The sequence below is a fragment of the Amycolatopsis sp. NPDC021455 genome (genome assembly GCF_040640995.1).
Lineage (GTDB): Bacteria > Actinomycetota > Actinomycetes > Mycobacteriales > Pseudonocardiaceae > Amycolatopsis.
On the sequence record NZ_JBFACT010000033.1, the window covers coordinates 24,135 to 38,957 of the forward strand.

General features: G+C 72.4%; 14 protein-coding genes. 8 read left to right on the forward strand and 6 right to left on the reverse strand.

What is annotated here, in order from left to right:
• Positions 1-149 precede the first annotated feature (149 nt).
• Together AB0G28_RS29715 and AB0G28_RS29720 are read left to right on the forward strand one after the other, a co-directional pair.
• The gene (locus AB0G28_RS29715; RefSeq protein ID WP_361096152.1) at positions 150-1,163 is read left to right on the forward strand and encodes a permease; all 1,014 of its coding nucleotides are present in this window, start codon (positions 150-152) and stop codon (positions 1,161-1,163) included.
• On the forward strand, positions 1,160-1,849 hold the full coding sequence (locus AB0G28_RS29720) for a TIGR03943 family protein (protein WP_361096155.1): 690 nt from the start codon (positions 1,160-1,162) through the stop codon (positions 1,847-1,849). Before AB0G28_RS29715 ends, AB0G28_RS29720 begins: the two co-directional genes overlap by 4 nt.
• Here AB0G28_RS29720 and AB0G28_RS29725 read toward each other — a convergent pair.
• A complete protein-coding gene (locus AB0G28_RS29725; RefSeq protein ID WP_361096158.1) occupies positions 1,846-2,790 on the reverse strand; it encodes a LysR substrate-binding domain-containing protein in 945 nt (314 codons plus the stop codon). The genes AB0G28_RS29720 and AB0G28_RS29725 overlap by 4 nt on opposite strands.
• Positions 2,791-2,898: 108 nt before the next feature.
• Between AB0G28_RS29725 and AB0G28_RS29730 the strand changes: the two genes are divergently transcribed.
• Positions 2,899-3,795, forward strand: a complete 897-nt coding sequence (locus AB0G28_RS29730) for an NAD(P)H-binding protein (RefSeq protein WP_361096161.1) — start codon at positions 2,899-2,901, stop codon at positions 3,793-3,795.
• Positions 3,785-4,159, forward strand: coding sequence for a darcynin family protein (locus AB0G28_RS29735; protein ID WP_361096164.1), 375 nt, complete (start codon positions 3,785-3,787; stop codon positions 4,157-4,159). Before AB0G28_RS29730 ends, AB0G28_RS29735 begins: the two co-directional genes overlap by 11 nt.
• A 145-nt stretch (positions 4,160-4,304) precedes the next feature.
• Here AB0G28_RS29735 and AB0G28_RS29740 read toward each other — a convergent pair whose 3' ends face one another.
• Genes AB0G28_RS29740 through AB0G28_RS29750 form a run of 3 tightly spaced genes read right to left on the reverse strand, consistent with a single transcriptional unit; the run spans position 4,305 to position 5,779 of the window.
• Entirely contained in the window at positions 4,305-4,703 is a 399-nt protein-coding gene (locus tag AB0G28_RS29740) for an amidohydrolase family protein (protein WP_361096166.1), read from the reverse strand.
• Between the two features lie 14 nt (positions 4,704-4,717).
• Positions 4,718-5,113, reverse strand: a complete 396-nt coding sequence (locus tag AB0G28_RS29745; protein ID WP_361096169.1) for an amidohydrolase family protein — start codon at positions 5,111-5,113, stop codon at positions 4,718-4,720.
• Between the two features lie 12 nt (positions 5,114-5,125).
• The gene (locus AB0G28_RS29750) at positions 5,126-5,779 is read right to left on the reverse strand and encodes a helix-turn-helix domain-containing protein (RefSeq protein ID WP_361096172.1); all 654 of its coding nucleotides are present in this window, start codon (positions 5,777-5,779) and stop codon (positions 5,126-5,128) included.
• 110 nt (positions 5,780-5,889) lie between these two features.
• Between AB0G28_RS29750 and AB0G28_RS29755 the strand changes: the two genes are divergently transcribed.
• On the forward strand, positions 5,890-8,580 hold the full coding sequence (locus AB0G28_RS29755) for an MMPL family transporter (protein ID WP_361096175.1): 2,691 nt from the start codon (positions 5,890-5,892) through the stop codon (positions 8,578-8,580).
• On the forward strand, positions 8,580-10,607 hold the full coding sequence (locus AB0G28_RS29760; RefSeq protein ID WP_361096178.1) for a YhgE/Pip family protein: 2,028 nt from the start codon (positions 8,580-8,582) through the stop codon (positions 10,605-10,607). The genes AB0G28_RS29755 and AB0G28_RS29760 overlap by 1 nt, the downstream gene beginning before the upstream one ends.
• A gap of 1 nt (position 10,608) precedes the next feature.
• On the opposite strand, the gene AB0G28_RS29765 is transcribed toward AB0G28_RS29760, so the two are convergent.
• Entirely contained in the window at positions 10,609-11,316 is a 708-nt protein-coding gene (locus AB0G28_RS29765; protein ID WP_361096181.1) for a TetR/AcrR family transcriptional regulator, read from the reverse strand.
• Positions 11,300-12,550: an FAD-dependent monooxygenase gene (locus AB0G28_RS29770; RefSeq protein WP_361096184.1), complete on the reverse strand. Its 1,251-nt coding sequence runs from the start codon at positions 12,548-12,550 to the stop codon at positions 11,300-11,302. Before AB0G28_RS29770 ends, AB0G28_RS29765 begins: the two co-directional genes overlap by 17 nt.
• A 79-nt stretch (positions 12,551-12,629) precedes the next feature.
• Here AB0G28_RS29770 and AB0G28_RS29775 point away from each other — a divergent pair, with 79 nt between their 5' ends.
• Complete coding sequence (locus tag AB0G28_RS29775) at positions 12,630-13,280, forward strand: pentapeptide repeat-containing protein (protein WP_361096187.1); 651 nt, start codon at positions 12,630-12,632, stop codon at positions 13,278-13,280.
• A 65-nt stretch (positions 13,281-13,345) separates the two neighbouring features.
• Positions 13,346-14,548: a serine hydrolase domain-containing protein gene (locus AB0G28_RS29780; protein ID WP_361096190.1), complete on the forward strand. Its 1,203-nt coding sequence runs from the start codon at positions 13,346-13,348 to the stop codon at positions 14,546-14,548.
• Positions 14,549-14,823 lie beyond the last annotated feature (275 nt).

Consider the following 14,823-nt stretch of genomic DNA (forward strand, 5'->3'; position numbering starts at 1 on the left):
ATCGGCTGGTGAGCGCGTCCGACTTTGGTCGTGAATCGCCTCCGACTTTCGTCGGGCCGGGCCGCGCCGACCCCCACCCTGGATGAACCTCGCGGGGCTGTCGTCCGTATGGAGGAGAGGGTGTGGAGCGGAAGTACGGGAGATCTGTGGTGACTGCCATCGACGAAATCCGGCGCCGGGCCGGAAAGCGGGACCGGGACGAGCCGTCGGGCTGGAACGTCGATCCCGTCCTCGTCCTCACGTTGGTCCTGTTGGTCGGGTTCCTGGCGCAGGGCCCGGTTCGGCGGCTGTTGTCCACGCCGGTGATGCAGAGCTGGATGACCGTGTTCGTGGCGGTGGTCGTGCAGGCACTGCCGTTCCTCGTCCTCGGCGTGCTGTTGTCCGCCGGGCTCGCGGTCTTCGTGCCGCCCTCGGTCTTCACCCGCGTCCTGCCGAAACGGCCGTCACTGGCGGTGCCGGTCGCCGGGCTGGCCGGGGCGGTCCTGCCCGGCTGCGAATGCGCGTCGGTGCCGGTGGCCGGCGCGCTGGTCCGCGGCGGCGTGACTCCCTCGGCCGCGGTGGCCTTCCTGCTGTCGGCGCCGGCGATCAACCCGGTGGTGCTGACGGCGACGGCGGTCGCGTTCCCCGGGCAGCCGGGGATGGTCGTCGCCCGGTTCGCGGCGAGTCTCGCGGCGTCGTGCGTGATGGGCTGGCTGTGGCAGCGGCTCGGCCGTCCGGACTGGCTGCGTCCCCGCGCGGCTCACGCGCACGAGGACGGCGACGGCCGGGGAGCGGCGTTCTGGGGCTCGGTGCGGCACGACGTCATGCACGCGGGAGGCTTCCTCGTCGGCGGCGCGATGGCCGCCGCGACGCTCAAGGCCGTGGTGCCGGCGTCCTGGCTGCACGCCGCGGCCGGCCACCCGGTGGTGGGGATCCTGGCCCTGTCGGTCCTCGCGGTGCTGCTGTCGATCTGTTCGGAGGCCGACGCGTTCGTGGCGTCGTCGCTGACGCAGTTCTCCCCGGCGGCGCGGCTGGCGTTCCTGGTCGTCGGCCCGATGATCGACCTGAAACTGTTCGGCATGCAGGCCGCCACGTTCGGCCGCGGGTTCGCGCTGCGGTTCGCGCCGGTGACCTTCGTCGTGGCCGTGCTGGCCGCGGTCCTGACCGGGGCGGTGCTGCTGTGAACCGGACGGTGCAGGCGATCCTGCTGTTCCTCGTCGGCGGCGTCCTGCTCCACGCCGGCGTCACCGGGCTGTACCTGCGGTACGTCAAGGCGGGGTTGCGGCCGCTCGTGCTGGCGGCGGGAGTGGTGCTGGTGATCGCGGCCGTCGCGACCGTCTGGTACGCGCGGCGCCGCCCGGGCGGGCATCCGGCACCCCGGGTCTCGTGGCTGCTGGTGCTGCCGGTGTTCGCGCTGATCCTCGCGGCGCCACCGGCTTTGGGGTCCTACAGCGCGATGCGCGCGGGCACGGCGGTGACCGCGCCGCGGATCGTCGCCCCGCTCCCGGCCGGCAATCCCGTCCGCCTGACGGTGATCGACTACGCGGACCGCGCGGTCTACGACCACGGCCGGTCGCTGGCCGGCCGGACGGTCACGCTCACCGGGTTCGTGGCCTTCGACCACGGAGGCGCCCCCTACCTGGTCCGGATGCTCCTCAACTGCTGCGCCGCGGACGCCCAGCCGGTGAAGGTCGGCCTGACCGGCGGAGTGCCGCCGGTGCTGCAACCGGACTCGTGGCTCGAGGTCACCGGCACTTTCTCCGGTGAACAGGCGAAGGATCCGGTCAACGGCGGCACCATCCCGTTCGTCGAGGTCGGGGCGGCCCGGCCCGTCCCGGCTCCGGCCGACCCCTACGAAAGCCTCGGTTAGCCCTTCCGGGCCGGGCGGAGGACCCGCCGCACGGCGCCGCGCAGCCACTGGTGGGCGCCGTCGGCGGTGTGCCGCGGGTGCCAGGCCATGCCGATCTTCACCGGCGGCAGCGCGAGCGGAATGTCCAGCAGGCGCAGTCCCAGCGCGTGCGCCGCGTCGGTCAGCGGGGTCGGCGGCTCGCCCGGGAGCGCGGCCGGCACCAGGCAGACGACGTCGCCGGCCGCGGCCAGTGCCATCGCCGCCAGGTGCCCGGGCACGACGGTGCCGACCCGCCGGCTGAGCCCGTGTTCGGCCAAGGCCGCGTCGAGCGGGCCGGTGAAGCGTCCTCGGCGGCTCGCCGCCACGTGCTCGGCCGCGGCCAGCCCGGCGGGCGTGAGGTCTCCTTCGGCGAGGGGGTGCCCGGCCCGCACGCCGGCCGTCATCCGCAGGGTTACCAGGTCTTCGACGCGGGTCTCCGGGTCGACGTGGTCGATGGCGCCGATCTCCAGGTCGATCCGGCCTTCGCGCAGCGCGGGGCCGGCCTCCCACTCCTCGGCCGACACGCGCAGCGAGACACCCGGTGCTTCGCGCCGGGCCAGTTCGAGCAGACCCGGTGCCAGCGCCGCGCCGACCAGGTCGGAGGCCTGGACGGTGAAGGTGCGCCGGAGCGTGGCGGGGTCGATCCCGCCGCCCGGGGTGAGCAACGCGGCCAGCCGGCGCACGACCGCGGCGGCCTCGTCCCGCAGCGCTTCGGCGCGCGGCGTGGGCACCATCGCCTGCCCGGCCCGCACCAGCAACGGATCGTGGAGAACCCGGCGCAACCGGGCCAGGGTGCGGCTCATCGCCGCGGGGGAGGTGTGCAGCCGCGCGGCGGCACGGGTGACGCTCTGCTCGGTCAGCAAGGCGTCGAGGGCGACGGCGAGATTCGCGTCGAGGTACGGATCGGGGCTGCTCACCGGCATTATTCCATTCTGGGCAATGATGTGATGCTGAAGTTCCCATTGTGGCAATGCGGCTCGGATCCCCACGATGAAGGGGTCAGAACGATCCGACACAGACCGCGAGGATTCATGATCGTCATCACCGCCCCCACCGGGAACATCGGCCGGCGGCTGCTGCCGCTGCTGGCCGAATCCGGGCAAGAGGTGCGCGTCGTCGTCCGCGATCCCGCCCGGCTCCCCGAGTCCGTCCGCGGCCGGGTCGAGGTGGTCACCGGTTCGCACGGCGACGCCGCGACCGTCGAGCGGGCCTTCGCCGGAGCCGACGCCGTTTTCTGGCTGGTGCCACCGGACGGCTCGCTCACGCCCGAAGCGGCGTACAGCGGCTTCACCCGCCCGGCCGCGCGGGCGTTCGCCGCCCACGGCGTCGGCCATGTCGTCGGCGTCTCGGCCCTCGGCCGCGGAACGCCGCAGGTCGCGCGGGCCGGGCTGGTCACCGCGTCACTGGCCATGGACGACCTCATCGCCGGCTCCGGCGTCGCCTACCGCGCCCTGGCCTGCCCGTCCTTCTACGAGAACCTGCTGGAAGAGGCCGGCTCGATCCGCGAGGACGGCGTCTTCACCGACACCATCGCCGCGGACCGGCCGGTGCCGCTGGTGGCCGTCGCCGACATCGCCGCGACGGCGGCCGGGTTGCTGCTGGACCGCTCCTGGACCGGCGTCGGCAGCGTGCCGGTGCTCGGCCCGCAGGACCTTTCACCCGACGACCTGGCCCGCATCATGACCGAGGAGCTGGGCCGCCCGGTCCGCTATCGGCGTCAGCCGCTCGACGAGCTGCGGTCCACGATGCTCGGCTACGGGCTGAATGCGGCGTTCGTCGAGGGCATGGTCGAGATGAAGCGTGCCAAGGACGAGGGCCTGGATTCGGGTGTCGTCCGCTCGTCACGGGCCCGTCCGGCCACCGGGTTCGCGCAGTGGTGCGCCGAGACCCTCAAACCCGCCATCATGGAGGCCGTCGATGCCCGCTGACCGTACCGAATCCCCGGTCACCGCGTTCATGCTGGTCAAGACCACGCCCGAGTGGCTGGCGATGCCCGTGGCCGAACGCGTGGAGGCTTTCCGCACCCAGATCGTCCCGGTGGTGGAGACCCGGACCCGCGGCGTCCGATCCCGTTTCTACGACACGGAGTTCTACTCGGCACGGGTCACCGACGTCTGGGTCTGGGAGGCGGACGACCACGACGCCTACCGGCTGCTGATCGACGCGCTGCGCGAAACGCCCTTCTGGGACCGCTATTTCGAAGTCGTCGACCTGCTCGTGGGCGTCGAGAACGGCTACGCCCTCACCTACGACGTGGAGCCGGTGGCGACTCTCGACACCCGGGACCGCTGAGCTCCGGTACCGTCTCCTCCCGCTCCCGGACACGCTGGTAGGACCGGGTGAGGTCGTCGAGGCCGGCGACGGCGTCGACCTGAACCGGCTGTCCGAGCCCGCCCGCGCCCTGCTCGACACCGTCGCGCGTCTCGTCGCGGAGAACTCAGGCCTTGAGGCGGGGGAATAGGGCTTCGGCGTTGCCGCGGTCGATCGCCGCGCGCAGCGACGAGTGCATGCGGTACTCCTCGAACCGGCCGTTGAGGAAACCGACCACGGCCGGTGGGGCGAACGGGAAGTCGGAGCCGTAGGTGATGTGGTCGGGATCGGCGACCTCGAGCAGGCTCGGCAGCGCGGCGGGGCTCGCCGACAGCGCGATGTCGTAGTAGAACTGCTTGAGCACGGCCAGGTGTTCGGGTACCTGGTGCTTCTGGTCGATGAGTGTCCAGGCCTGCTGTGCCTTGTTCTTCTCGTTGAGCACGGTGAGCAGGATCCGGTAGGCGATGTAGGGCACGAACCCGCCGGCGTGGGCGAGGATGAACTTGATCCCGGGGTACTTCTTCATCGAGCCGGACAGGATCAGGCTGATCGCGGTCCGGGCCGTGTCGAGCAGGAAGTCCGCGGTGAACGTCGGGATGCCGGGGACCTCCGGGGCGGGAGTTCGCCGGGGTGGACGAACACCGCCGTCCCGCGGTCGTTCAGGGACGCCAGCAGCGGCTCGAACTCCGGGTCGCCGAGGTAGCGGCCGTCGTTGTCGGCCAGCAGCACGATCCCGTCGGCGTGCAGCGATTCCAAGGCGTACTCGGATTCCGCGAGCGCACCGTCCACATCGGGCAGGGTGAGGGTGGCGAAGAAGCCGAACCGGTCGGGGCGGCGCGTCACGACTTCGGCGCAGTACTCGTTGATTTCCCGGGCCCAGCGGCGCGCTTCGGCGACGTCGCCGAAGTAGACGCCAGGCGTGGACAGGGACAGCACGGCGGGCGCGGCTCATTTCTTCTCCTCGACAGGGACGATCAGAGCGGCGAACAACCGCGGGAGGACATCGGTGAGGTACGGGCTGTCGGCGGTGTCCTTCAGTTCGTCGAGGATCGCCCGTTCCAGCATGGTTTCGTACAGCGCGATGAGCGTGACGACGGCGTCGCGCGGCTCGACGGTCAGCCGCATCCGGAGCCGGTCCAGCAGGACCGGCAGGATCCCGGCGATGGCGTCGTGGAACTCCCGCTCGGCCGCCGCGGTCGAGGCCCGCAGCTCCGGCTGCCGCAACGCCTGTGCGCGGAATTCGGCGTTGAGCAGGTACCACGTCTCGTCCGCGGCCAGCGACTCCACGAACAGCGTGCCCGCCTCGCGCAGGACCCGCGTCACCGCCTCGGGGTCGCCGGGGTCGACCCCGGCGACGGCGGCCTCGACCGCGACCCGCAGCCGGTCGGCGCGCTCGGCCATCTGGGTCCGGTAGACGGCCAGGAACAGCTCTTCCTTGCTGGCGAAGTTCGAGTAGAACGCCCCGCGGGTGAACCCGGCGCGCTCGCAGATCAGCTCGACCGGCGCGTCGCGGATGCCCAGTTCGGCGAAGACGTCGTAGGCGGCTTCCACGACCCGGCGCCGCGTCTCGGCGCGCCGCCGCGTCATCGGTCTGCTCGTCACGGTTCCCCCTCGTCGTAGCCGAGATCACCCATCCGAGGTCCCGATGCACTGTGCATCGGATACATCGTGCATTACGATACACCACGTATCCGAAGTTGAGGAGTCCGCTGGTGTCGTCGTTCCTTTACCGCCTCGGCCGGGCCGCCGCCCGCGCCCGGGTGCTGGTCGTGGCGCTCTGGGTGGTCGTGCTGGCCGCCGCCGGAGGCGCGGCGCTGCTGGTGAACCAGGGCACCGACGACACCTTCGCCATCCCCGGCTCGGAGTCCCAGGACGCCCTCGACCACCTCAAGCGGGTCTTCCCCGAGGTCAGCGGGACGTCGGCGCAGCTGGTGCTGGTCGTGCCGGCGGGGGCGAAGGCCGACACACCGGTCATCCGGGCCGCGGTCGGCCAGGCCGTGACGCGGCTCGGGAAGCTGGACCAGGTCGCCACCGTGGTCGACCCGTTCGGCGACAACGTCCAGGGCGCGGTGTCCGGCGACGGCCGGGCCGCCCTGATCGCCGTGCCCTTGAAGGTGCAGCTGGCGGAGGTCACCCCGGCCACCAAGACGCAGCTCGCGGCCATCGGGCACGACCTGCAAACGGCGGCCGGCGGCGGTGCGAGCGTCCACGTCGGCGGTGACGCGCTGTCGAACCGGGTCCCGAAGCTCAGCCCGACCGAAGGCATCGGCCTGGTGATCGCGCTGCTGGTGCTGGTGCTGATGTTCCGCTCGCTGATCGCCGCCGTGATGCCGCTGGTCACCGCGATCCTCGGCGTCGGCGTGTCGATGGGCCTCATCTACCTGGCCACCCTCGTCACGCCGATCTCCTCGACCGCACCGATGCTCGCGGTGATGATCGGGCTCGCGGTCGGCATCGACTACGCCCTGTTCCTGCTGTCGCGCCACCGCGACCAGCTCGCCGAAGGTCTCGACGTCGAGGAGTCCGTCGCCCGCGCCACCGCGACCGCCGGCTCGGCCGTCATCTTCGCCGGGCTCACCGTCGTCATCGCCCTGCTCGGCCTGGCGGTCGCCGGGATCCCGTTCCTGACCACGATGGGCGTCGCGGCCGCGCTCGGAGTCGCGCTCGCGGTGGGTGTCGCCGTGACCCTGGTTCCGGCGCTGCTGGCGTTCGCTGGGCACCGGCTGCGGCCGCGCGCCCCACGCAAACGCAAGCGCCGGCCCAAGCCGCGGATCGCCCGCTGGTGGGTGCGGACGGCCACGAAGGCGCCGTTGGTCACCGTGATCGTGATCGTCGCGGGACTCGCCGTGTGCGCGGTTCCCGCCCTCGGGCTCCGGCTCGCCTTGCCGGACAACGGAACCGAGGAACACGGCAGCCCGGCCCGCGACACCTACGACGTCGTCGCCGAGCACTTCGGGCCGGGCTACAACGGCCCGCTGATCGTCACCGCCGACATCATCACCAGCACCGACCCGGTCGGCCTGGTGAACAGGATCGCCGGCGACATCCGGCGGCTCCCCGGCGTCGCCTCGGTGCCGCTGGCCACCCCGAACCCCAAGGGCGACACCGGGATCATCCAGGTCGTCCCGGCGACCGCGCCCGACTCGGCGGAGACCGGGGACCTGGTCGCCCGGCTGCGCGGGCAGGAACCGCACTTCCTCGACGCCTACGGCACGCGGACAGCCGTCACGGGCATCACCGCGGTCGGGATCGACGTCTCCGCCCAGCTCGGCAGCGCGCTACTGCCGTTCGGCATCCTCGTCGTCGGGCTTTCGCTGGTGTTGCTGGCGATGGTGTTCCGCTCGATCTGGGTGCCGGTCAAGGCGACCGCCGGGTACCTGCTGTCGGTCGGCGCCGCCTTCGGCGCGACGTCGTTCGTGTTCGTGCAGGGGCATTTCGCGGGCGTGCTGAACGTGACCCACACCGGCAGCGTGATCAGCTTCCTGCCGATCATCCTGATGGGTGTCCTTTTCGGACTGGCGATGGACTACGAAGTCTTCCTCGTCTCCCGGATCCGCGAGGACTACGTCCACCACGGCGACCCGCACCACGCCATCGAATCCGGCTTCGTCTCGGCGTCCCGGGTCGTCGTGGCCGCCGCCGTGATCATGTTCGCCGTCTTCGCCGCGTTCGTCCCCGAGGGCAGCGCCACGATCAAACCGATTGCGTTCAGCCTCGCTGTCGGCGTGTTCGTCGACGCGTTCGTCGTCCGGATGACGCTGGTCCCCGCGGTGCTCGCGCTGCTCGGCCGCCGCGCGTGGGGCCTGCCGCCGAGCGTGGACCGCCGGTTGCCGGTGTTCGACGCCGAAGGCGACGCCCTGGTGCACGAACTGCGGCTCGCGGAGTGGCCGGGCGTCGACGAGGCGATCAGTGCGCGAGGCCTGCGCCTGGAGGACGACCGCGGACGACCGGTGTATAACGACATAGACATCCACTTGCCGCGCGGCGGCACCCTGGTACTGCACGGCGCCGGCTCGACCGCGCTGCTGCACACGCTCGCCGGCCGCGTCACCAAGTTCACCGGCGACCTCAAGGTCCTCGGCCGGGTCCTGCCCCAGCACACCCACGCCCTGCGGCGAGAAGTCGCGGTGGTCGCGTGCCGCGGGGCCGCCGACCCGGCCCGCCAGGTCGCGGAAGCACTGGCCACCGACGCGGGGCTGGTCGTCCTCGATGACGTCGACCTCGTGCTGCGCACCGACTTGCGGAACCACCTGCGCCGGCTGCTCGCCGAGCCTCGCACGCGGTCCGGTGGTCCCGTGTCGTTCGTGGTGACCTGCCAGGACCCCGACCGCATCGCCGACCTGGTCCCGGCTGCCGCCACCCGCTTGCCCGTCCGCTCCGCCCAGCCCGCCGAGGTCCGCTGATGCTCAAGCCGTTCGCCGACTCCGCTCGTGCCCTGGCCACCGGCCCGCTCACCTGGCGGACCTGGACCGGCCTGATCGCCGTCCCGCTCCTCATCACCGGCCTGTTGACATGGGCGTTCTGGAGCCCCGGCAGCGACCACGGCACCGCCACCGCCGCGGTCGTCAACAACGACGAGCCGGTCACGGTCGACGGGCAGCTCCTCCCGCTCGGCCGCCAGCTCGCCGGAGACCTCACCCACAACGCGGATTCCGCGTACCGGTGGGTGCTCACCGACGCCGGTGACGCCGCGTCGGGGCTGGCCGACGGCAGCTACACCGCCGTCGTCACCATCCCGCCGGACTTTTCCGCGCGCGCCACCTCCGCGGCCACCGCGAAACCCCTCGACGCCACGCAGGCCCGGATCCAGGTCACCACGTCCGACGCCGCCGGGGTCGCCGATCCCGCGCTGGCCGGCCACCTCGCGCAAGCCACCCAGCGCACCCTCGACCGGCAGATCGTCGAGACCTACCTCGACCACGTCTACGTCGGCTTCACCACGCTCCACCAGCAGGTCGGCCAGGCCGCCGACGGCGCCGCCCGGCTCGCCGACGGGACCGCCCAGCTCGCGCCCGGCGCGAAGAAGCTCGCGGACGGCTCGGCCCAGCTGTCGGCTGCGGCGCGGCAGCTCGCCGCGGGCGCCGGCCGGCTGGCCGACGGCACCGACCGGCTCGCCGCCGGGTCCGGTCAGCTGGCTTCCGGCCTCACCCAGGCCCAGCGCGACACGGCTCAGCTGCCCGCCCTGACGCGTCAGCTCGCGAACGGCGCCGACCAGGTCGCCGACGGCAACGAGCAGCTCGCCGCGGCGGTGGTCCCGCTGGCGAACCGCATCATCGCCGCGATCGACGCGCTGCCCTCGGCGCAGGACGCGGCCGGCCGGTTCCGCCGGCTCGCCGGCCAGTGCGGCGGGACACCGTCCTTCTGCCGCGACCTCCGGCAGGCGGCGGACGCCTTCGCCGCGGACGCCGGGAAGATCGACGGTGGCAAGGCCGCGGTCCGCGCGAACGCCGTCAAGGTGCGTGACTCCGTCCAGGCCCTGGCCACCGGAGCGCGCAAGGTGGCCGACGGCAACGAACAGCTCGCGGGCAAGTCCGGGACGCTCGCGGCCGGGATCGCCGACGCCGCGGCCGGCGCCCGTCGCCTCGATTCCGGTGTGCGGCAGGCCGGCAGCGGTGCGCGTGCCCTGGCCGCCGGGTCGGGGCAGCTGGCGGGCGGGGCGAAGGAGCTCGCGACCGGGGCCGGACAGCTGAACGACGGCGTCGCGCGCGTGAACGACGGCGCTCACGAACTCGCCACGCAGCTGGACAAGGGCCGCGACCAGGTCCCCAGCTACACCGACGCCGAGCGTGCGCACCTCAAGACGGTCGCCGCCGCCCCGAGCACCGCGACGACGACCGGCACCGCGGTGGGCCCGCTGGCGCTGACGTTGTTCGCCGCCTTGGCGTTGTGGGCGCTGGCCCTGGCCACCTACCTGGTGACGCAGGCCGTGCCGGGCGCGGTGCTCACCGCGCGGGAGCCGACCTGGCGGATCATCCTGCGGGCCGCCGTCCCGGGCGCCGCCGCGGCCACGCTCGCCGCGCTGGCCATCACCGCGGTGGCGGTGCCGGTGCTGGACCTGGGCGTCGCCGGGAGCGTGGAGTTCCTGCTGATCGCGCTGCTGGCGGCCTCGGCGTTCGTCGCCCTCAACCAGGCGGCGACGGCGATCTTCGGCCGCGCCGGACGGCTCGCCTCCCTCGTCGTCCTGGTCCTGGCGACGGCGACCGGAGTCGTCTCGACGCTGCCGGGCCCGCTCTTCGCGATCGCGGGATACCTGCCGACGCACGGGGCGATCATCGCGCTCCGCGCCGCGGCGACGGGTGGTGGTGATGGCCTGGCTTCGGGGGTTGCCGAGCTGGCGGCTTGGCTCGTCGTGGGGACGGTCGCGTCGATCCTGGTGACCGATCGGCGGCGGTATCTGTCGGCGAAACAGGTGCGGTTGCGGTTCGCCTGACTCAGATCAGCGCCGGCGCGGCGATGAACTCCAGAACGGTCGCGCGAGCGGCGGCGAGAGCGCCGAGACCTTCCGCGGCCGTGGCCCGGACCTGATCGGGGGTCGCGTGCTCCGGGCCCAGCAGCGCGGTCACCGACTTGGCGAGAACCTGCCCGGGAACCACCGGCTCCGGCTGGAACCGGTTCGGGACGGGGGCCGCCAGGAAGCCGGTGAGGAGGGCGTGCAGGGCCATTCCCTGCTCCGCGAGCGACCAGTCGGTCCGGGCGAGGCCGTGGCGGCGCCAGATCGGGAGCACCCGGTACATCAGCGCGTCCGGGCTCAGCGTGTCCAGCAGTGTCCTCGAGCGTGGGTCGTCGGTGAGGGCGCCGAGCAGGGCGCCGTCTTCGCTGCGCAGCGCTTCGACGAACGGGTGCCGGGTCGCCGTGTTCAGCATGTCGGGGACCAGCCGGGACGGGCGGGCCAGGTCGGGGTCCGCGGTCACCGCCTCGGTGACGTCGTCGGCGAGGGCCAGGAAGTCGCGGCCGACCAGGCCGAGCAGCAGGTCCTCCTTCGTCTTCCAGTACAGGTAGACAGTGCCCTTGCCGATGTGGGCCCGCGTGGCGACGTCGGCGATCGTGACGCCCTTGCTGCCGCGGGCGAGCAACAGCTCACCCGCGGCCGCGAGGATGCGCGCCGCCTTCGGCGAGCTGTGTTCAGGCAGTTCCGGCAACGCTGGTCCTTTCCGGAGGTGCGAGCGCCTCGCCGACGATATCGGCATTCTTGAACTTCGCGATGTCGTCCACGCGCATCACGCGTTCCACCAGGCGGCTGCCGAGCCGGGTCTTGGCCAGCCGCGGAAGTGCGCGCCGCAGCAGGATTTCCGGGCGGCTGTCGGCCATGAAGATCTTGCGGTCGCCGAACGCGCCGTCCTGGTAGTGGCCGATGTAGGGGCGCAAGGCGCGTTCCCATCCGGCCAACGCCGTTTCGACGTCGTCGTGGCGTTCGAGCATCGTGCCGAGCAGGTCGGCACCGGTGAGCCCGGACGAAACCCCCATGCCCGCGTAGAGCGTGACGCACCAGGCGGAGTCGCCGACCAGGACGACGCGCCCGCGGTGCCACCGCGGCATCCGCACCTGCTCCACGGAATCGAAGAGCACGGCGTCGGCCGCTTCGAGCTGATCGACGACGTCGCCGAGCGTGCGGCCCAGCGGCTCCCCGAACACGGCCCGGACCCGCTCGGCGGGCGACCGCGTGAACTCGGCGTCGACGTCGCCGGTGCGGTAGGTCAGCATGATCGTCGGGTTGTGGTCGGCGAAGGCGAAGACCCACATCGACCGGCCGGGCTCGAGCAGCGTCGCGCCCTGCCCGGCGGGGAGGCCGGCCGGGGTCCCGTCGTACTCGAAGGCCACGACCATGTAGCCGAGCCGGCGCAGGTGGTCTTCGTGCGGGCCGAACACCAGCGAGCGCACGGTGGAGCGCAGCCCGTCGGCACCGACGACGAGGTCGAACCGCTCGGTGACCGACGTGCCCGTCTCGGTGTTCCGGAGGGTGACGTCGACGCCGTCGCCGTCCTGCTCGATCGCCGTGGGCACGGTGGAGTAGCGGATTTCGACGTCGTCCGGCAGGACGGCGTAGGCGGCTTCTTCGGCGTCGCCGCGCAGCATCAGCCACGGCTTGCCGGGCAGGTCGCCGAAGCCCGCGCCGGGCCGGCGGCGCCCGTGGCGGTCGAGGGTCACCGGCGGCCGCGGGGAGCTGCGGTCGTGGAGGTGGGCGTCGAGCCCCAGCCGGGCGGCGGCCGCCTTGCCCGCCCCGAACAAGGCGACGAAGTAGCCGCCGGAGCGGCGCCCCGGCGCTCGTTCGACCAGCACGGGCGTCCAGCCCGCGGCGTGCAGCCGCCCCGCGGTCGCGATCCCGCTAACGCCCATCCCCATCACCAACACGCGCCCTGCGCTCTGCTTCGTCATGGGTTCAACATACTGACCAGATCGGTCAGTTGGTCAGTATGTTGCCTGGCTCACAGGTGGCCCTGCGGTACCGTGGTGCGTGCCCGAGCCCCGCAGCATCGACGACCTGCCCTACTTCGCCCACCTGGAAGCGGAGGAGTCCGCCCCGGAGGAAGGGGAGCGGTTCGACACCGCCTTGTTCCAGGACGTTTCCTTCGAGGGCGTCCACGCCGGCAACCTGCGCTTCCTGGAGTCCGCGTTCACCGGCGTCGGCTTCGACCGGGCCCACCTGCGGCGAAGCCGGTTCAACGACGTGTGGATCGACAACTGCCGGATGAACGGCGCCGACTTCGCCGAGACGACCTGGCTCGACGCCGAGTTCTCCAGGACGGTCTTCGGCGGCACCGCCCTGTTCGACTCGACGCTCACCCGGGTCGGCTTCTTCGGCTGCAAACTGGTCGGCACCAATCTGCGGAACGCCGAGCTCCGCGACGTCACCTTCACCAACTGCGTCATGCAGGACGTCGATTTCGCCGAGGCGGTGCTGACCAACGTCGGCTTTCCCGGCTCCCGGATTTCTTCGCTGCACGTCGACGGCATGAAAGCCGACAACGTCGACTTGCGCGCGGCGGCGGAGGTCGGCATCCAGAGCGGGTACGACTCCCTGGCGGGGGTGCGGATCACGAACATCCAGCTGCTGCAGCTGGCTCCGGCGCTCGCCCAGTCGCTCGGCCTGGTCCTCGACGACTGAAACCCCTGCGGCACCGGGCCGGACTGCGCTACCGTCAGAAGGGACCGCACACTCCGGGGGGAATCATGCGCCGACTGGTCGTGTCCGCCGCTTGCGCCGTGCTCCTGATCGCCGGCACCGGTACCGCCGCCGCGGAAACGGACCCGCGGCAAGCCGCCCTGGATTCCGCCGTACGGGCCGGAAACGTGGGAATGATCGCGATCGCGGCGGATCCGGCCGGCCGGTGGCGGGGCCGCGCCGGGGCCGGCGACGTCGTCACCGGGGCGAAGCCCGACATCGCCGGGCGGTTCCGCGTCGGCAGCGTGTCGAAGACGTTCACCGCGACGCTGGTGCTGAAGCTCGCCGCGAAGGGCAGGCTGGCGCTCGACGACCCGATCTCGAAGTACCTGCCCGGTCTGCTGCCCTATCCGGAACCGATCACCGTCCGGCAGCTGCTGCAGCACACCAGCGGCCTGCCCCGGGACCTGGCCCCGGAGTACACCTGGATGACCCTGCCGGAGGTGGACACCGAGCGCTTCGTGCACTTCGGCGAGGTCGAGGCGATCCACGACAGCACCGTGCAGCCGCTGCTGTTCCCGCCGGGCACGAGCTGGTCGTACTCCAACACCGGCTACAACGTCCTGGCGCTGCTGGTGGAAAAGCTCACCGGACGGCGGTTCGAGCAGGTCCTGGCCGACTGGATCACCGGCCCGCTGCACCTGACCGACACGTTCCTGCCGCGGGACTTCCCGTTCGTGCCGGACCCGGCCGTGCGCGGCTACGAGCAGCTCTACCCGGCCCCGCACGGGCTGACCGACGTCACCGCGTACAACCTCAGCCGCTACATCGGCGCCGGCAACATCATTTCGAGCGCGACCGACCTGAACCGCTTCTTCCACGCGCTGCTCGGCGGCGAGCTGCTGCCGGCCGGCCTGCTGGCGCAGATGAAGACCACGGTCCCGTGGCCCGGCACGAACGGACGGCTCGGCTACGGGCTGGGACTGATGCGCCTTTCCCTGGCCGGGATCTGCGGCCCCGGGGCCCCCGACGTCTGGGGCCACGGCGGGGACGTGCCGGGCTACAACACGTGGAGCATGAGCGACGAGACGGGTGCCCGCCGGATCACGGTCGCGTCCAGCCCGGACCTGACGGCTTCCCCGGAAGCGGCGTCCGGCCGGGTCCTGGTGATGGTGACGGAGTTCTGCACCCCGGACGTGCCGGGCGCGCAGGCGAACGCCGCCCGGCTGCAGGCGGCGGTCCAGCCGGCCCAAGGTCCGCGGGGCTGGTGAGGAGTCTCGGCAGCTCTGCCGGAGCGGCCGGCCGGCGATGCGGTCCAGCAGCAGCCGGGCCGCGCCGGCGAAGATCGCCGTCGGACGCTCGGGGCGGGCCAGGATCTGTTGCGCGCTCTGGTAACCGCTCTCCTAGGGGGAGCTCGTGGTGACGATGTCGGCCTCGAGACCACGGGCGCGCATGGCCAGCCGTCCGCGCGGACCGCGTCGGGCATTTCGGCCAGGCGGACCGGATCCGTCTCGTGGTGCGCGATGCGGCGATGGCCGTGGTCGGC